Origin of the sequence: Paenibacillus barcinonensis, from assembly GCF_003217495.1 — a bacterium.
In the GTDB taxonomy this organism is placed as follows: domain Bacteria; phylum Bacillota; class Bacilli; order Paenibacillales; family Paenibacillaceae; genus Paenibacillus; species Paenibacillus barcinonensis.
Genome location: NZ_QJSW01000006.1, coordinates 177,595 through 194,896, shown reverse-complemented (window position 1 = coordinate 194,896; position 17,302 = coordinate 177,595). Strand labels below are relative to the sequence as shown.

Sequence of the window (17,302 nt, the reverse complement as noted above, 5' to 3'; positions counted from 1 at the left end):
AAATGCATATTGCCTCACCTCACATTATTCAGGTTGTCGGGTACAAAGACACAGGTAAAACAACGATGATCGCTTCCCTTATCGCGGGGCTTGCCACCAAAGGATTGAAGGTTGCCGCCATCAAGCATGACGGCCATGACCACCATGAGATGGATCAGGAAGGCACAGACTCGTATCAGTTTGGTAAAGCGGGTGCGGCTGCGGTGGCGGTAATGTCTCCCAACAGAACTGCAATTCTGAAGCAACAGCACACCCGACTGGAGGACATGTTGAAGGAGTTTTCCCAGTATGACTGGGTTGTGGTTGAAGGCTTCAAACATGCTGCTTATCCCAAACTGGTGATGGTACGGCATGATAATGATCTGACGCTGATCAGCGAGCTTCAAGATGTCGTCGGTGTGGTTTTCTGGTCACCAGACTTGTTGGAGGAAATAGAGAGTAGAGGGCATAAGGGTGTCACAAGCTACCTGTTCCATGACAGGGAGGCAATTGTAGACGCTTTGGTTCAACAACACAGCATATGCTGAAGAGGAGCCTGTCAGATGGGGACTGTGAAGATAGGAGCTTTTACTAATTGAATCTAAACGAATGACACATAATTTAAACGTAACTTATATTATGTAAACCATAATCGCATAAAGGATGGAAGATTAACGCATTATACGTTATCTTCCAGACGGCGTTCAATTGCTTCGGACATCGTTTTGTCGGTCAGATGTGCATAGATCTCTGTTGTTTCAGTGGAAGCATGCCCAAGCTGTTCCTTCGTTTTATAGATATCATTTTGCAGATAATAATCTGTTGCGAAGGAGTGGCGCAATTTATGCACCGTCAGATAGGGCTTGCCAAAACATTTTGCGTATTTCATAATCATGGCCTGAATCGCACGTTTGGTCATGCGGCTACCTTCGGATTCTCCGTTGCGGAGTGCTATAAATAGAGCTTTTTCCCGTTTGGGGGTACGGTAACGCATTTGACGCAGGCTCATATAGGTTGCGAGCTCGTCCTTGGCCTGCTCTCTGAAATAGACGGGTGTTTTGAACGTTTCATCATTGTTACCTTTACGGTAAACGTAAAGCAGTTTGTTGCCTAGGTCCAGATCGTCCACATTCAGGTTGACCACTTCGGATACCCGTAGACCCGAGTTCAAAATGAGGCTGGCAATACACGCGTCGCGTTCCTTGTTCAGCTCATGCGAGTATAGGGCCTGTTTGTTCTTCTGCATATCTGCCGCATATCCTTCCAGGATGTAACCGATAAATTCAAGCAGTTCTTCTTCTTCAAGAATTTTGCCTTTCAGTTTAGCGGCGGTGTCCTTCGGCTTATGAGTGCGCTTGATTTCAATTTTGGCCATAATGTTCCGTTTAAGCAGTGGGTAGAAGTCTTCATCCTCTGCAATCTGGCTTAAATAATGAAATAAGGAACGGAGAGAGGATAATTTGCGCGAAACGGTAATTCTGGAGTTTTTCCCTTCTCGTCTGGTGGTAAGGTATAACCGAAAGGCAGTGACGGAGTCCATGCGCAGCACTTCCAGTTCAAGTAAGGTTACGGCCTGGTTGGACTCAGCCTGAGACAACCCTTCTGCACGTAACCAGGTGAAAAAGGTATCATAGTCTCTTAAATATTCCAGCAGTGTGGACGGAGACAGGTCAGGTAGTTTATAGTCAATGAATTGCTGAACAAACCAGGGCATAGAAGGCAGTTTTTCATCCAGTTTGCGTCGGTCAATCTCTTTTTGCACGTTGGTCAAGTTCGGCACCTCCATATGTATATGTGGTATATCAAAAAATGAAGACTTGCTCCTCTTTGAAAACTGTTGAGAGTAGGAAAATCTAAACCAGACAAAGGAGGCAAGCTTTATTTAGTGTACCATAATTTGCAGGAAACATCTGGCTTGATTGCTTGTCAGGCTGTGAATAATCAGTCTTTGATGCTTTGTAGACCAGGCTTCAAGGTGTTAGTATCGACCGAAGTTGCCCTTCGTCCAATAAAGCTTTACAGTTGTAGATATGCAGATACAGGAGGAGGCGGACCCAATGAACATACAGATTGAACTGGTTCCCCGTGAACGGAGTCAGGTCATTCGGCATCTCATGCAGTTTTATTTGTATGATTTTACGAAGTATCTGAACATTGATGTAGATCAGGATGGTATTTTTCCAGAGTATCCGGGCTTGGATGCTTTTTGGACAGAGAAGGATCGCAAATTCCCTTTTCTGATCACAAGTGATGGAACGCCGGCGGGCTTTGCACTGGTGGAGAAATTAGATCCCGGAAACAAGGATAACGATTATTATCTGACAGAGTTTTTTGTCATGCAGAAGTACAGACGGGGCGGGGTAGGCACCAGCGCAGCGTACGAATTATTTAGGCGTTTTCCTGGGAGATGGAAAGTCACACAGGTACGAAACAATGTGATTGCACAGGCGTTCTGGCGTAAAATTATTGGAGATTACACGGGGGGACGTTTTCGGGAGAAGTTTCATCCCGAGCTTGGTAATCCGAGTCAATATTTTCTAACCTGATACATATGAACCTGCGATGAAACGCTTGTCGGATTAGAGTTAAAAGGAGCCCATAAACAATGAATGTATCGGCATTTCAGCTTGATGGACAAACAGCACTGGTGACGGGTGCAGGTAGAGGTATTGGCAAAGCGATTGCCATCGGACTGGCGGAATCGGGAACCGATGTGGTGCTTGTATCCCGTACGATGAAGGAAATTGAAGAAACAGCAGCCTATATTGTAGAGAACACGGGGCGTAAAGCTCTGGCGCTAAGCGCTGATGTGACGAGCAAAGAGCAATTGGAGGTCGCGTTTCAGAAGGCCATTTCCGAGATGGGACGTATTCATATTCTTGTGAACAATGCGGGAATGAATATTCGTACACCTGCGCTTGACGTTACAGAGGAGCAGTGGGAGACGATTATGCAGACGAATCTCAAATCGGCTTTTTTTGCTTCGCAGTTGGCGGGTCAGCATATGAAGTCTTACGGAGAGGGTAAGATCATTAACATTTCATCCGTAGGTGGTCATACCGCGCTTAGGACAGGCGTAGTATATGGCGCAACGAAGGCAGCGCTCATTCATATGACAAAGGTGCTCGCGATGGAGTGGGGGAAATACGGTATTCGTGTGAATTCGGTTGGACCATGGTATTTCAGAACTCCGCTGACCGAGAAGCTGCTTGATGATCCGCAGTATTTGCAGGAGATTGTCAGCCGTACACCGCTGGGGCGTGTGGGAGAGCTGCCAGAAGTGGTCGGACCTGTTGTTTTTTTTGCTTCAGATGCAGCGGGATATATTACAGGGCAGACCTTATTAGTGGATGGCGGGATGTCCATTTACGGTTTTTAGGGGCACGGATGCTGTTGAGAATAGCGAAACTGTGAATGAACAGGTGCAAAATCCCATCGGCAAATGAAGCCGATGGGATTTTCTGTGGATATTTTTAATATAAACGAAGCCGGAATGTCATCCTGAATAAAAATTAATGCACCTGCTTTGTCAGATTAACAAAAGACATGTAATTGTATACTGGACCGAAAATTATTTATTTTCATCATATGAAAAATTCATAATAGTCAGCCGAAATAAAATCCGTCACAAGGAGGTCCTGCCAATCCGCGACCACGAATCAAATCACATTCAGCAAATCTGTCCATTATAAGCCCCTGAAGCAAAGAAGGGCCTGTTCGCGCATTGTAACGACTTATTGGTCAGTAGAGGGAACGACATGAGGTGTGGTGGCCACAGGATGTGTTTTTACACCTCCATAGGTTAATTTGCGCCAGATCCATTCCATAGGTCCGCTCTTATAACGTTTAAGCCACAATGTGCTGATGACGATCAGCAGGGCGTATACTCCAAAGCTGATGAAAACAACATGTATTGGTTGAACCTTCTCAGCAAGTCCAAATCCATAACCCAGAAAAAGAAACGTACCAATTATCGAATGAAGTAAATAACACGTTAACGACATCCGTCCAACCTTACTGAAAATCATGAGTGCACGGCGTAGCCGGCGAGCATACAGGAAAAGCATGGCAAGTGTGCTCATATAAAACATACTTCCGGTCACACCACCAAGTTGACCTAGTACAGAGGAAAGCCCCACGAGAGGTTTATTGTCAAAAGGAACAAGTGTGCCGAGCAGTGAGTTGCCCAGCGTAATGAGATAAGCTAGGAAGCTAAACAGAAAAATTCGCTTCCAGATCTTTTTTTTGTACTCCATGTTCTGAAACCATTTCATTTTGACAAAATACATACCCAGCAGAAACATGACGAACATAGAATAAACGGTAAAGAATGAGCTCGCAGCCATAAACGACATGTCGGCCCAGCGAGCACCGATGGATTGGAGGTAGGAGAGTCCGCTGCTATGGCTATTCAAAGAGAAATCTGCGAAAATCGGATCAGTGGAAGTGCTGTTATTGAATGCATTGAAGAGCAAACCAAGCATAGGGGCCAGACATTGAACAGCAATAAACACGATGATCCAGCGCAGCAATGTTTGTGCCGAACGATTATAGAAGGCTAACAGCAGCAAACCTGCAATGGCATAATAGCTTAATATGTCACCTACCCATACAAAAGTGATGTGTAACAGTCCAAAAACAAGCAGAATCATTAATCTGCGGATGAACAGCCTGTTTGGGTGCGCCACCCTCTGTACGGCTCGATCCATAAAAATCATAAATCCAACTCCGAACAGGAAAGAGAATAGCGTAATAAACTTACCTTCAACAAACCAGGAGACCCAATTATGTACAGGATCATCCGATGAAATCTCAAACCCTTTTACAAAATCGACCATGAGAAAATAGTTAACGATGATAATGCCCAGCATGGCAAATCCACGCACAATGTCCAGAAAATGAACGCGTTCTCCCGGACTTAGCGGTTGTCCATGACCCTCTTTCCATAAAGTCATATGCATACCTGCCTTTCTCTTTTTTTGTTATGGAAACTTGTTATGGAAAAGTTGTTCGGGTCGGATTAAGGCAATAAGCCATAGGCGCAAGACCCTTACATTGGCAAATATAAGGAAAAAATCTTAACCATTTATGAAGGCTGTACATTTTTCCTCGAACTTGTGACAGTTTAGTGTCCATCTCAGAGTTTCATAAACTGTTAAGATTTACGATGTAACCTGTAATGAAAGACGTTCGATTTGACGAAATATAGTAGGATACAACAATTGCATCAAGAGCATGAGGTGAGAGGTATGAGTCATCGAATATTAGTGGTTGAGGATGATCGGGATATCGGGGATTTGCTGCATGAATCACTTAGAAGAGCAGGGTATGAGGTGTTAAGAGCAACAGATGGTCCAATGGCCCTGAAATTGGTGGACAGCTCACTAGGGCTGGTTATTCTGGATATCATGATGCCTGGAATGTCAGGCATTGATACGTGCAAAGAGATTCGAAGGACATCCAATGTGCCTATATTATTTCTGACAGCAAGATCAGGCACGTTGGACAAAACGGAAGGTCTGTTAGCGGGTGGGGATGACTATATGAGCAAACCGTTCTCGGAAGAGGAATTGCATGCCAGAGTCATCGCACAGCTAAGAAGATATACGGTATATCAGGACAAAAGCGGTCATGAAGAAACATTTCACGTTGCAGGCAAATTGCGAGTGAGTGATCATTTTAATGAAGTCTGGAAGGATAGCCAGCAGCTCAAGCTGTCTGATCTGGAATATCGGATTCTCAAATTGCTCATGAGCAAACGGAGTAAAATATTTTCCGCACAAAATATATATGAGAGCGTGTGGGGACAGCCCTATTTTTACTGCTCCAATAACACAGTGATGGTTCATATTCGCAAGCTTCGCGCAAAAATCGAGGATGATCCGGCACAACCGGTATATATACTAACGGAATGGGGAAGAGGCTATCGCTTTGGCACATCGTAAATTTACACTGAATCAAAAGCTGGCTTTACTTATTGTGGTGGCTGCCATGTTAAGTGGTATTGTTTTTCTCACCTTGCAAAAGATCAGTACTAACTTAATCGACAGTTATATGAGCTCCGATGAGTATTATCAGGAGACATCCGCTCGGTACATTAAGCGATTCAGCCAATATGTTTCAGTGAATGAGCTGGCTTCGACGGATCGAAAAGCATTTGGCGATTGGGTGCGCAAGGAAAATTACATTATGCTCACAATCTTTAAAGACCAGATGCTGCAATATGACTCCAACTATACGGCTGCGGATGAAGTGGCGTATGGCAAAGAGGAGGTCACTCAATATTTGCAGAATCATTCACATCCGATTAAATTCAGTGATGGGGAAGGGAGAGTTATCATTGATGGCTTCTATTCTTCCCGCTACTATGATCTGGCCTTTACAGCCGAGCTGATCGGGGCTACTTGTATCTTTTTGATGGTTGTTCTTCTGGGTATTCGCCGCAGCCTACGTTATTTAAGGCAAATTAATCGAGAGATCCACATGCTGGAGGGTGGTGAACTGGATTACCAGATGACGGTCAAAGGTCATGATGAAATCGCACTGATTGCCGAGAGCATTGAGGAGTTGCGTAAAGCTTTTCTGGACAAGCTTGAGGCTATTGAGAAGCTGCAAGCAGAGAGCAGGAGCCTGGTTACGGAGATGTCACATGATATGCGTACACCGCTCACTTCGTTGATCATGTATCTGGAGTTTGCCAAGCAGGAGGATATTCAACGGGAAACCGAGCAAGGACGTTATGTTGCAAATGCTTATGGAAAAGCTTTGCAGCTGAAGACGTTATCCGATAATCTCTTTGATTATTTTCTGCTGGATAAAGAACAAGTGGCTGATCTGGAGAGTGTTGCCGTCAAAGAAGTAATCTATGATCTAATCTCTGATCAAATGTCGATTCTGCATCAGGAACAGTTTCGGGTTCGAATAACCGGGGAGCTGCCTGATACCTTTATTCAGGTCAATATGGAGGAACTCGGCCGGATTTTTGATAATATCATGTCCAATCTGTTAAAGTATGCCGATCCGCAAGAGGAAATTGACATCACCTTTGTATCGGATCAGGAAACATTCGAGATTCATTTTAGCAATAGAATCAAACCAGCAGACAACACGGCTGATAGCACGGGTCTTGGTGAACGAAGCATCACACGTATGATGTCCCGAATGCAGGGGCAATTTCATAGCTCACATGAGAATTTGAACTATAGAACAGTGCTCCGCTTCTGGAATACACGGATTCAATATGCAGACCAGCACTATGAATAAAATGAAGACAGGAGCAAATCAACATGAAGATTCCATTCCAATTCCAGAGAGTCACGCAGTTACTACAAGGACTGTTAAATATCTGCTTGTTCTTCCTCGCACTTGCCTTGAGTGCACTTCTAATCAGTGAGACATGGTACATTATGAGCTTCGTATACGAATCCTCCCTTAACCGAGCGGAAAGCTATTATGAGATGCTGTCAGAGTTGCTGGTGTTTTTCTTGTACTTTGAGTTCATCGCTTTAATTATCAAATATTTCAAGTCCGGTTTTCATTTTCCGCTTCGCTACTTTATCTATATTGGTATAACAGCGATTATTCGCTTGATCATCGTGGACCACGATGAAGCGATCAAGACGTTTTGGTGGTCTATGGCAATCCTGATCATGATCACTGCGCTGTATATCGCCAATCGACGCAAAACCGTGGGACAGAATGACTAAAATCTCATAACATCAGAGGTCGGGACATATGAAAAAGATCATTATTCAAGGCTGCGAAGTGACAACGCAGGAAGAACTACACAGTATGTTTCAACAAAAATTAGGTCTGGAGAAGGTATACTTCACAAATCTGGATACACTGAGAGATGGTCTAATGTGGCACGTTCCTGTGCCAATTACGGTAGAATGGACTCACTATGCCGTTTGCAGAGATGCTCTTGGTGCTTATGCCGATCAAGTATTGAATGTGCTCTATGAAGTGCAGGAGCAGTTGGAGGAACTGTTTACAATTCAAATGAAATTGTAGCAGCAGAGCATCATCAGAGCAGGGTTGGCTTGAAAATAAATTAAACTCAAAAGGCAATGTCGAGATAAATCGACCTTGCCTTTTTTGTGCGATGTTAATTATGTAATAATGTAATTTCAATATTTGAAAAATTCATAATAGAAAGCTGCTCTTTATTTAGTCACTTATCCGCATTCCATACTTTTCAGGTATCTACCGTTAGAACGGGAGTAACACCCTGGTAAATAAAAGTCAACTCACATAATTTACATATAAAAAGTTATGTAAACTAAAATGGGTGAAATAGATTATTTTCAGACGCCAGACATAATTCTCTTCAATCCGGCACATCGTAACAAGAGCAAGCAGAGGAGGGGCATTATGAAAAGTAGAGCGCATCGTCAACAAGAACAACAATCATTAGGCTGGATGAGCCTTGCTTTGTTTGGAGCAGGTTGTACGCTTGGTACGGGTTTTTTTCTAGGCTCCAGTCTGGCCATTCGCTGGTCGGGCTTGTTTGTGCTGGTATTGCTGCTGCTTGCTGCGACAGGTACCTACTTTGTTTATGGTGCATTGGCGGAGATGACCGCAGATGATCCCAAGGAAGGAGCTTTTCGCACGTATGCCGGGGAAACATTTGGAGCATGGGCCGGTTTCGGTAGCGGATGGATGTACTGGACTTCTGAAATGCTTATTATGGGTAGCTCTTTAACGGCACTCGGGTTGTTTTCACAGTTTTGGTTCCCTGATTTTCCGTTATGGGCTTTTGTAGCGATCTATGCCTGTGCAGGTTTATGTATTGCAGCCCTTGGAGCAAAAGGCATTACGCAAACGGAAAATATATTAGCCGTAATCAAGCTGGCAGCGACCGTTGCTTTTATTGTTATCGCAGGTGCGGCATGTCTGCATTGGTTGCCTGTACATAGGCTAGTATCGCCATCCTGGAATCACAATACATGGTTTCCTCAAGGGTTAAGGGGAGCCTGGACCGGCTTTATTTATGCTTTTTTTGCATTTGCGGGAATAGAGGTTATGGGACTTATGGCTGCCAGACTAAAGAAACCTGAGGAGGCTATAAAATCCGGTAGAGTAATGTTGTTTTCCGTCAGCACACTGTATATTATGGCCATTGCACTTGTCCTGCTGCTGCTGCCTGCTGCGCAAATAACACCAGATGAAAGCCCGTTGGTGAGAGCGATATCCTCAATCGGTTTGCGTGTTTTTGTGCACATCCTTAACGGTGTCCTGATTATTGCGGGATTTTCAACAATGGTTGCTTCGTTATACGCTATTACGTCAATGTTGGTCAAGCTTGGAGAAGATGGAGATGCCCCGAAGCTGTTAACTAAAACGGCAGGTAAAATAAAGATGCCGATCTATGCGTTGATCTGCACAGCAGCAGGTTTGATTCTGTCCACGGTTATGGCTTTTCTATTGCCTAAAAAGCTGTTTGAATATGTGACGACGGCGGGAAGTCTCGTTCTCATGTACACCTGGCTTCTGATCTGTATCACCTACCTTTGTAAAATGAAGCCAGCTGCATGGGGAAGGATCAAAGCATGGATTGCGATCTTGCTAATTGGTATTGCTGTTGCCGGTACAGCGAGCGAAAAAACCAGCAGAATTGGTCTGCTGGTCAGTATTGGACTTGTGCTCCTGTTATCTGTCGTTACATATGTCGTTCACAGATCACGGCGCTCCAAGCAGCATAAGCCTACAACGTGAGTCCGTTATGGATGAGCACGCGAAAGTGTAGACCATAAGTCTCTCGCTGGTGTTGAGCCTATTTCGTCCAGCGCTGCGACGCTTGCTGCATCCGTAAAAAGGGGCATTTGGAGAGAGTCTGTTCATCGTCTGGCAAGAAATATTGCTTCCATTCGAGATTGTTTTCCTGACCATACCACATGAGTGAAGGATGTGCAGGGACATTATCATATGCGGCTAAACGTTTGCGAATCAATGTTTTCATTTTACGACCAAGCGAAGTATCGTCATTAATGGCTTCAAACACCCATCGAGGCTGAAAAGCTAACATAAAAAAGGGGAAATGACGACTCTTCCTGTGCTGATGAGCCGGAGTAGCACAAAAGCAGAAATACGGTTCACCGTTAAAGCAAAATTCCCACGATGCATCATCTGGATTGTTCGATATATGTTCAGGCCATGGCATGGTATCCAGATTCGTCGTTCGATTCAGAATTTGCCAGAATAAGGTCTGATACTGCTCAACCGTTGTATGTTCTTTCAGATCAGCAGGAGTTTCACATATGACAACGAGAGAAGCATAAGGCCCTGTTTCCCGTGAGACAGCACCGTATTGTTTAAGGATGCTGGCCAGTTCTTCAGAAGCGGCATGAAGTCGTGGATCGGATGTAAAACCATATCTCAAATGGCCAGATAGATAACCCATCCGGCCTGGAACGCAAGGATACGTATTGTGCTCATCCGCAATCATGCTGGAGAACTGTGTGAACGCCTCACGCTGCCATGAAGGGAGCACCTCAAATGTACGGTTTAACTCATCAGCATTGTATAATCTCGACATGCATTCCCCACTCCATTCCCGATTAATCCTTAATAAGGTATTAAATCAAGTTGAATTGGGTGACTGTCCAGACGACGAAGGTTTAAATCTAACCGTGAGCTTAGAAAAAAATATACCGAATCGCTTCATTGGCAAAATAGAGGCCGAAACCGATCAGACTGATGCCAGATATAACGGATATCCAGCGTAAAATTGTTTCATTGTTGCGCCGATGAAAGCGGCTTGCCATCCCAGCCATGACTACATCCCATATTAGAATGCCGATAAATATACCGGAGCTGTACAGCAAGACGTGAGCCATGTCCGTATGTTTGACCGCTGAAGTCAATACAGAGCCATAGATGCCAAGCCAGAACAATATGTTGAGCGGATTGGATAATGCCATGAGGAAGCCTGTGATGAAGGAACGATGCATTTTGGATTCTGCAAGGGAGGCGTTGGTTATATCACGTTTGTACTTGAGTAGTGTTTCTACACCTGTGTAGATCAAAATAAAGCTTCCGAATGACCATAAGAAGGCTTGCATAAAGGGCGTGCTTAGAAAATGGGCAATACCGAAATAAATCAACAGCATGTACACCAGGTCGGCAAACATGGCTCCTAATCCAAGCACCCATGCATGCATAAATCCATGACGCGCACCCCGATCCAGCTGTGCGGCGTTGATAGGGCCAACAGGTGCAGATAAAGATATGCCCAGAAAGATATAACTAAATAACACCGTCATAAACGAATTCACTCCTTAACAGGTGCATGAAATAACAGGTACAGTCCAACAAACGGTACAAGTCATCATACTCCAGTAAGGAGTGAAATAGAACGAATCGCATCGCGATTCTTCAGGTTATGCTGTTAATGGTCTTCTGGCGGAGTGACAGTCACGTCTAGTTGAACTGCTGTGCAATGATAGCCATTACATGCGCTTTCCTCACAGGGACAAGCTGAGAGAGCAATTGTGAGGTCGCTTAAAGCATGCATCTCAACATAATCACCGGCACGGGAGTCAGGCGTGTGCACAGCGATATTTCCCATTTCATCTATCGTTGTTTTCATGAATAAATTAAAGGGATAATGCTGATTTGGCGGCAGAATACCGAGCGGGTGCAAGGCTTCGTTCAGATTATGATAACAGCTTGCATGATTGCTTTTTCCATACAACACCTCGTACATCTCAGGACGACAAGCCGAGTTGAAAAAGTCATGCGCACCAACGGTATCTTGCAAAATGTTCAATAACGGCTCATAGCGGTTAGAGTATAAGCTTTGACCGGGTTTGATGCGGCAGGTCCGTAGTACATCCATCGTTACACCGGGATCGAGACGATGGTTTGTATCATGTGTATCAAAGGCTACAAAATCAACGACCTGTTGACCTTCCAGATCTGTAATCCTCAGAATAGTACCCTTGGAAACACGAAGAGCGTATCCTGATTTCGCTGGTATTACATAAGCTTGTTTGTATTGCTGCACACTGCTCATATGTCGCACCCCTACATAAATTATTGCTTTCAGTATGCGAGGGGGGAGAACGTTTCATACGTTGTAATATTTTGCATATGATGGCTGAAGAAATTAAATATCACTGCGGAAACATCGGATTGCCTTGCATGCCAACCCATAGCTCCGAATCTTCCAGCTGTCCAGACAGATGTAATAACCAGTCTTCGCGGCCTTTGGTTGCCATAACCTGAACACCCATTGGCAAGCCATCCCCGCTCAAATGCAGAGGAACACTTATGGCAGGCTGTCCTGTTAAATTGGCAAGCTGCGTGAACGGAGTGTAGGTCAGACTCGGCTTAAACATATCATAGATCAGCTCTTGCTGGGCTGTCTTGTCGAGCTCACTAACAGCCATTAATTGCTGAATACGCTCTGCATGAGGGGTCAGTTCTCCAACCTGTGGGGCGGCAAAGGCATTGACAGGCGAAATGTAAAAATCAAACCGCTCAAACAGTGTGGACATCTGTGCAGCAGCTATGTCCCATTCTGCGAGACTGTGCACGAATTCGGCAGCGGACACTTTTTTACCGGCTTCCGCCAGTACCCAGGATTCAATCTCCATATCCTCAGCTGTGAGGGCACGGCCCATGCTGCGTTCCATAGTTGAGATCATCGCAGCCATCTCGCCGCTATTCATCATATAATAGTTCTCCATCAGCCGCACGCCGTTCACCGGACTCAGCTTCTCTTCGACATGATGGCCCTGCGCTTCAAGGAAACGAACAAGCTTCATCACAGCCTCCTTGGCATCCTCGCTAACAGGTGTACCTACAGGGGAGTCTACGGTATAAGCGATTCGCCATGTGCGTTGATGCGGATAATTCATGTCCGCCAGATAACTTCCCGGGAATAATGGGGCATGAAATGCTGCTTCCGGCTGAATGATCTGCAGTGTATCGAGCAGGGCTGCACTGTCTCTCACGGAGCGGGATAATGCAAAATCAATGGAGGCTCCTTGCCACTGTCTTCCGACACCCGGTCCGACTGGTGTGCGTCCGCGTGTTGGTTTTAATCCGAATAAACCGCTGAACGAGGCGGGAATACGGATCGAACCTCCGCCATCGCTTGCACCGGCAAGAGGTACGATGCCTGAAGCGACAGCCGCTGCGGCACCACCGCTTGAGCCGCCTGGAGAATGATTCACATTCCACGGATTACGCGAGGGTCCGTGCAGCCGGGGCTCGGTTATATTTTTCAACCCGAATTCAGGAGTGTTGGTATGACCAATAACAATAAAGCCAGCCTGCTGCAAACGAGTTACGAAATTGGAGCTCCGCTTGGCGCGATGCTCGCTGAACAGACGTGAACCAGAGGTAAGTATTTCACCTTCGAGAGCTTGAGAGATGTCTTTTAACAGCAAAGGTACACCCGCAAAGGGCTGCTCTCCTGGCCGAACTGCACCGGCTTCCTGCCGGGCACGGGGTTCGTATGTACGAATGACCGCATTAAGCTGCGGGTTAACTTCTTCCAGGCGCGCGAAGGCGGCCTCGAGCATTTCTACGGGAGATACCTGCCGGGAGCGAATCAATTCAGCCAGCCCGATGGCGTCGTATGCGGTGTATGTGAATGAAGACATGGGTATCGTTCCTCTCTAATCCTTGATCATGTAGTTTGGCGTGGACACGATCGAAATCGTGCTCCATATGTCATCGTACCACCTCAAAGGACAAAAGACAAAACGAGCTGTAACTATAGAAAAAACACGGCTCACCTTGAAGGTGAAGCCGTGTTTTTGTTGAAATGCAAGTTGCGTAACTCTGTCGCTGTGACGTTTACTCTGTACGCAATCTTGGTGCAGCATCAGCAATTGGTGCTGAACGCTCACGCTGTTTGGAGATGGCGAACAGGGCGATCCAGATCAGGATAAAGCCAATCAGTTGTTCCCATGTCACCAGTGTACGGAAAGCAATCCAGTTCACAAGCACACCAGCCATAGGGAAGCTGAGTTCTGCCAGTGTTGCAACGGAAGCTTTCGTAGACGACAAGCCTTTGTAATATAGAAGCAGACTGAGCAAACCGGGCAGCAACGCCTGACCAAGAATATTCAGAATGACAGCTGTCTGTGCACCTGCACCGGCTGGTAATGTCCACGGTGCACCTTCATGCCAGGTCATAAAGATTAGCAGTGGGAGCGCAACGACAAAGCGAAGGGAGGTCACTGTCTCATATCGAGCTTGCCCCAGCATCAGACGACCCATGACGGTTGAACCACCCCACAACGCTGCTGCACCCAGAGAGAGCAGGCTGCCTGCATGAATCCAGTTATCCCAATTGCCTCCTGGCAAGCTAAAGCCAAATGTGAGCAGGTATGTTCCTGCCAGCGCAATGATGAACAGGCCGCCGAAATGACGCGGCAATGTTTCTTTTAATAACAATTTGGCGAGTACAATCGCAAAGAGCGGCTGCATTTTTTGCAATAACAATACCGTGTTGGGATCGTTATGAGTTAGAGCTAAAGTAAACAATACGGTTGCGAGTGCCGACCCGCCCCAGGAGATAAATATAACAGCAACCCAGTGACGTGCACGCAGTTGCTTCAGATCATCACGAAATTTCCATAGCACTGGCAGTGCAACAAGGCTTACGATAATGTGTTCTACAAGTACAATCTGGGTAGAGGTCATCGTTTCAAGCAAAAGGATGCGGAATAACGGGTCTACACCCCAGAGAGCCGCACCTAGTACGACAAGCCAAAAGCCGGTGTTGCTGCGTTCCTTGCGATAAAGCGTTGATGCAGATGATGTGTTTTCCATATTCAGGACTCCTTCGTCAGAACACGGAATCTTCAGTTGGCAAAATCGACAAAATCCCCCGTCTCGGCGTACGCCAAAAAAACGGGGGACCATTCAAAGACAAGACGTCAGGGAAGAAGACTCCCCAAATACGGCATGCCATTGTGTTGATCTTCTCTCATCCGGACTGTACCGTCGGCCTTGGAATCTCACCAAGTCAGTCGCTGAATGTCATCATAAGCACAAACAGCGAGTCGCGGGCTGGTTCTATCTAGAACATCACCGCCGGTTGGGAATTGCACCCTACCCCGAAGATCCTATTCAATTAATTAGTGTATTGAACAAGTTGTAACCTTATGAAGTTCATCTTATCCTTGTAAGCGCTAGCAGTTCAAGTGTTTTTTTAGAAAACAATACTTCAGCTTCCTTGCTGTCCGCGAAGCAGGACGATCTGCCCGGAGTGATAAGCATCGTGTGGAACCCACCGGGCAGGGGGAGGAGCCCAGCTTGGCGTTGTCAGACCAGTAAGAACGTACCCAATAAAAGTTGACCGTACCAGAATTGATAAATATTAACACTTGATATATAATGTATATATACTAGATAAAATATAGTCATAAGCAAAAAGAAATGAAGCAATGCAGATCAGATCATTTTACAAACCATTATGATGGGAGAGATGTCTCATGGGGACAGGTTACCTTTTGAAAAACGGTTGTGTATTAACGATGGATGCTCGTATTGGTCAGTATAATAGGACGGATGTACTTATTCAGGATTCTGTTATTGTAGCAATTAAGCCGGATCTGGAGGTGCCGGGGCCAGAAGTTGAAGTGATTGATGCGTCAGATATGATCATCATGCCTGGACTGGTGGATACACACCGCCATATGTGGGAATCACTTGTCAAAACGGCTGGAACTAACTGGTCGTTGCCAGTATATCTGCAAAACTTGTACTACGGCGCGATGGGAAGCAAGCTTCGTCCGCAGGACAGCTATATTGCCAATCTGCTCGGATCACTGGAAGCGCTTAATGCTGGAGTGACGACGGTATTGGACTGGAGCATGCCATATTCACCTGAACATACAGAGGAATTGATTCGAGGGTTGCAGGATGCGGGCATTCGAGCTGTCTTTGCTCATGGTGTGCCGGGAGAAACGGAGTATTGGAATCGGGAGAGCAAGCTCGCATATCCAGAGAATGTAAGAGCGGTGAAGGAGCGTTATTTTTCCTCTAAAGATCAGCTGTTGACTTACGGTCTTGCCATCCGCGGTCCTGAGTTCAGTCACTGGGAGACAACGGTACAGGATATTCAGCTTGCGGAAGAGTTAGATGCGATCTGTTCGATGCATGTCGGGTTTGGCAGCTGGGGCTCGGTAGACCGTTCAATTAGCCGAATGTATGAGGCGGGTCTACTCAGTCCGCGAATCAATGTCGTTCATGGCAATACGATGGGCATGGATGAATTTAAAATGCTTGCAGACAGTGGAGCCTCCTTATCCGTTACCCCTGAAGTCGAGATGATGATGGGGCACGGTTATCCAGCCACAGGATATTTTCTGGAGCATGGCGGTACACCAACCCTTGGAGTCGATGTGGTGACTTCAACAGGTGGAGATATGTTCTCACAGATGAAATTTGCGCTACAGGCGGAGCGTTCCAGAACGAATGAGCAACTGCTGGCACAGGGAGAAATGCCGGGTGAGTTGAGTCTGCAGGCAAGTCAGGTGTTGCGTTTTGCTACTTCGGCTGGGGCCCAGGCATTGGGGCTGGAACGGAAAACAGGCTCGCTTACACCGGGCAAAGAAGCAGATTTGATTATGATTCGTACAACTGATCTGAATCTGTTCCCTGTGCATGATCCGATTGGTGCAGTTGTGCAGTTTGCGAATCCGTCCAATGTGGATACGGTCTTTGTTGCCGGAAAGCCGGTGAAGCGGGATGGCAAGCTGCTGCATGTGGATCTGGATGCTATTCGAAGCCAAGCGATGCAGAGCAAGGAATACTTATTGAGTCAGTATCGGATGTCTGATGCGGACCGGGTTGTTTTTTCATAAGAGAGAAGACTATTGTATAACATGCAGATAAAGAGTTAAGGGTAAAGATAGAACTAACATGATTAAATTAACAGGGTCGCATATTATTATGCGGCTCTTGTTGTTGTGTTAAGAAAGAAACGAAACGAGCAAAGGGGTGCATGTTCAATAGCGCAAGGCGCAGAAGAGGACGGAATAGGGGAGAGAACGACGGCGGAAAAAGACGAAAAAGGCCATCTTTTTATGGAATTCATATAACAACCGATAAAATTGATTATTGACGTAAAATTTGACCTGTAAAAACTGCGCATAATATAAATTATACGCAGTTTTTATTCAGAACGATTTTCATTGTGAAGCGTAGGCAACAGATCATGATAAATTTCGTGGAAAAAGGTCAAAATAAGCTGCTACGCAAAATAAATTTAATCATTCAACGCGATAATGTGTAGAATTCGATAGGTTTTTATAGGTAACCGATAAGATAGAACAAATAAGTTTTTTATAGAACAGAT

Annotated in this window: 16 protein-coding genes and 1 riboswitch; of the genes, 9 read left to right on the top strand and 7 right to left on the bottom strand. The window is 45.6% G+C overall.

Annotated features, from left to right (window positions below):
- Positions 1-2: 2 nt before the first annotated feature.
- On the top strand, positions 3-527 hold the full coding sequence (mobB, locus tag DFQ00_RS12005) for a molybdopterin-guanine dinucleotide biosynthesis protein B (protein ID WP_167433681.1): 525 nt from the start codon (positions 3-5) through the stop codon (positions 525-527).
- 131 nt (positions 528-658) lie between these two features.
- Here mobB and xerS read toward each other — a convergent pair whose 3' ends face one another.
- Complete coding sequence (gene xerS, locus DFQ00_RS12000) at positions 659-1,765, bottom strand: tyrosine recombinase XerS (RefSeq protein ID WP_110896716.1); 1,107 nt, start codon at positions 1,763-1,765, stop codon at positions 659-661.
- 271 nt (positions 1,766-2,036) lie between these two features.
- Here xerS and DFQ00_RS11995 point away from each other — a divergent pair, with 271 nt between their 5' ends.
- Both DFQ00_RS11995 and DFQ00_RS11990 read left to right on the top strand, forming a co-directional pair.
- The gene (locus DFQ00_RS11995) at positions 2,037-2,525 is read left to right on the top strand and encodes a GNAT family N-acetyltransferase (protein WP_110896715.1); all 489 of its coding nucleotides are present in this window, start codon (positions 2,037-2,039) and stop codon (positions 2,523-2,525) included.
- Positions 2,526-2,584: 59 nt separating this feature from the next.
- Positions 2,585-3,358 carry an SDR family NAD(P)-dependent oxidoreductase gene (locus DFQ00_RS11990; protein ID WP_110896714.1) on the top strand — a complete coding sequence of 258 codons (774 nt, stop codon included), beginning with the start codon at positions 2,585-2,587 and terminating at the stop codon, positions 3,356-3,358.
- A gap of 355 nt (positions 3,359-3,713) precedes the next feature.
- Here DFQ00_RS11990 and DFQ00_RS11985 read toward each other — a convergent pair whose 3' ends face one another.
- Entirely contained in the window at positions 3,714-4,934 is a 1,221-nt protein-coding gene (locus DFQ00_RS11985) for a DUF418 domain-containing protein (RefSeq protein WP_110896882.1), read from the bottom strand.
- 294 nt (positions 4,935-5,228) lie between these two features.
- On the opposite strand from DFQ00_RS11985, the gene DFQ00_RS11980 reads away from it, so the two are divergent.
- From DFQ00_RS11980 to DFQ00_RS11960, 5 genes are all read left to right on the top strand, one after another.
- Complete coding sequence (locus DFQ00_RS11980) at positions 5,229-5,924, top strand: response regulator transcription factor (protein WP_110896713.1); 696 nt, start codon at positions 5,229-5,231, stop codon at positions 5,922-5,924.
- Positions 5,911-7,242 carry a HAMP domain-containing sensor histidine kinase gene (locus DFQ00_RS11975; RefSeq protein ID WP_110896712.1) on the top strand — a complete coding sequence of 444 codons (1,332 nt, stop codon included), beginning with the start codon at positions 5,911-5,913 and terminating at the stop codon, positions 7,240-7,242. Before DFQ00_RS11980 ends, DFQ00_RS11975 begins: the two co-directional genes overlap by 14 nt.
- 23 nt (positions 7,243-7,265) lie before the next feature.
- Positions 7,266-7,685: a phosphate-starvation-inducible protein PsiE gene (gene psiE, locus DFQ00_RS11970; protein WP_110896711.1), complete on the top strand. Its 420-nt coding sequence runs from the start codon at positions 7,266-7,268 to the stop codon at positions 7,683-7,685.
- A 28-nt stretch (positions 7,686-7,713) separates the two neighbouring features.
- Positions 7,714-7,992 carry a barstar family protein gene (locus DFQ00_RS11965; protein ID WP_110896710.1) on the top strand — a complete coding sequence of 93 codons (279 nt, stop codon included), beginning with the start codon at positions 7,714-7,716 and terminating at the stop codon, positions 7,990-7,992.
- Positions 7,993-8,352: 360 nt separating this feature from the next.
- Entirely contained in the window at positions 8,353-9,696 is a 1,344-nt protein-coding gene (locus DFQ00_RS11960; RefSeq protein WP_110896709.1) for an amino acid permease, read from the top strand.
- A gap of 58 nt (positions 9,697-9,754) precedes the next feature.
- On the opposite strand, the gene DFQ00_RS11955 is transcribed toward DFQ00_RS11960, so the two are convergent.
- From DFQ00_RS11955 to DFQ00_RS11935, 5 genes are all read right to left on the bottom strand, one after another.
- Positions 9,755-10,516 carry a YqcI/YcgG family protein gene (locus DFQ00_RS11955; RefSeq protein ID WP_110896708.1) on the bottom strand — a complete coding sequence of 254 codons (762 nt, stop codon included), beginning with the start codon at positions 10,514-10,516 and terminating at the stop codon, positions 9,755-9,757.
- A gap of 100 nt (positions 10,517-10,616) precedes the next feature.
- Positions 10,617-11,243, bottom strand: a complete 627-nt coding sequence (locus tag DFQ00_RS11950) for a LysE family translocator (protein ID WP_110896707.1) — start codon at positions 11,241-11,243, stop codon at positions 10,617-10,619.
- Positions 11,244-11,368: 125 nt separating this feature from the next.
- Positions 11,369-11,995 carry a DUF1989 domain-containing protein gene (locus DFQ00_RS11945; protein ID WP_110896706.1) on the bottom strand — a complete coding sequence of 209 codons (627 nt, stop codon included), beginning with the start codon at positions 11,993-11,995 and terminating at the stop codon, positions 11,369-11,371.
- A 100-nt stretch (positions 11,996-12,095) separates the two neighbouring features.
- A complete protein-coding gene (locus DFQ00_RS11940; RefSeq protein WP_110896705.1) occupies positions 12,096-13,592 on the bottom strand; it encodes an amidase in 1,497 nt (498 codons plus the stop codon).
- Positions 13,593-13,788: 196 nt separating this feature from the next.
- The gene (locus DFQ00_RS11935) at positions 13,789-14,769 is read right to left on the bottom strand and encodes a DMT family transporter (protein ID WP_110896704.1); all 981 of its coding nucleotides are present in this window, start codon (positions 14,767-14,769) and stop codon (positions 13,789-13,791) included.
- A 145-nt stretch (positions 14,770-14,914) separates the two neighbouring features.
- Positions 14,915-15,068, bottom strand: a riboswitch (FMN riboswitch).
- A gap of 366 nt (positions 15,069-15,434) precedes the next feature.
- Between DFQ00_RS11935 and DFQ00_RS11925 the strand changes: the two genes are divergently transcribed.
- On the top strand, positions 15,435-16,808 hold the full coding sequence (locus tag DFQ00_RS11925; RefSeq protein WP_110896703.1) for an amidohydrolase family protein: 1,374 nt from the start codon (positions 15,435-15,437) through the stop codon (positions 16,806-16,808).
- Positions 16,809-17,302 lie beyond the last annotated feature (494 nt).

What these genes read in the sequence shown, in the direction of transcription:
- DFQ00_RS11995 (WP_110896715.1), top strand. Translation starts at nt 2,037, where the DNA reads ATGAACATACAGATTGAACTGGTTCCCCGTGAACGGAGTCAGGTCATT.
- DFQ00_RS11925 (WP_110896703.1), top strand. Translation starts at nt 15,435, where the DNA reads ATGGGGACAGGTTACCTTTTGAAAAACGGTTGTGTATTAACGATGGAT.
- DFQ00_RS11990 (WP_110896714.1), top strand. Translation starts at nt 2,585, where the DNA reads ATGAATGTATCGGCATTTCAGCTTGATGGACAAACAGCACTGGTGACG.
- DFQ00_RS11940 (WP_110896705.1), bottom strand. Translation starts at nt 13,592, where the DNA reads ATGTCTTCATTCACATACACCGCATACGACGCCATCGGGCTGGCTGAA.
- DFQ00_RS11980 (WP_110896713.1), top strand. Translation starts at nt 5,229, where the DNA reads ATGAGTCATCGAATATTAGTGGTTGAGGATGATCGGGATATCGGGGAT.
- DFQ00_RS11985 (WP_110896882.1), bottom strand. Translation starts at nt 4,934, where the DNA reads ATGACTTTATGGAAAGAGGGTCATGGACAACCGCTAAGTCCGGGAGAA.
- DFQ00_RS11950 (WP_110896707.1), bottom strand. Translation starts at nt 11,243, where the DNA reads ATGACGGTGTTATTTAGTTATATCTTTCTGGGCATATCTTTATCTGCA.
- DFQ00_RS11945 (WP_110896706.1), bottom strand. Translation starts at nt 11,995, where the DNA reads ATGAGCAGTGTGCAGCAATACAAACAAGCTTATGTAATACCAGCGAAA.
- psiE (WP_110896711.1), top strand. Translation starts at nt 7,266, where the DNA reads ATGAAGATTCCATTCCAATTCCAGAGAGTCACGCAGTTACTACAAGGA.
- xerS (WP_110896716.1), bottom strand. Translation starts at nt 1,765, where the DNA reads ATGGAGGTGCCGAACTTGACCAACGTGCAAAAAGAGATTGACCGACGC.
- DFQ00_RS11960 (WP_110896709.1), top strand. Translation starts at nt 8,353, where the DNA reads ATGAAAAGTAGAGCGCATCGTCAACAAGAACAACAATCATTAGGCTGG.
- DFQ00_RS11955 (WP_110896708.1), bottom strand. Translation starts at nt 10,516, where the DNA reads ATGTCGAGATTATACAATGCTGATGAGTTAAACCGTACATTTGAGGTG.
- DFQ00_RS11965 (WP_110896710.1), top strand. Translation starts at nt 7,714, where the DNA reads ATGAAAAAGATCATTATTCAAGGCTGCGAAGTGACAACGCAGGAAGAA.
- mobB (WP_167433681.1), top strand. Translation starts at nt 3, where the DNA reads ATGCATATTGCCTCACCTCACATTATTCAGGTTGTCGGGTACAAAGAC.
- DFQ00_RS11935 (WP_110896704.1), bottom strand. Translation starts at nt 14,769, where the DNA reads ATGGAAAACACATCATCTGCATCAACGCTTTATCGCAAGGAACGCAGC.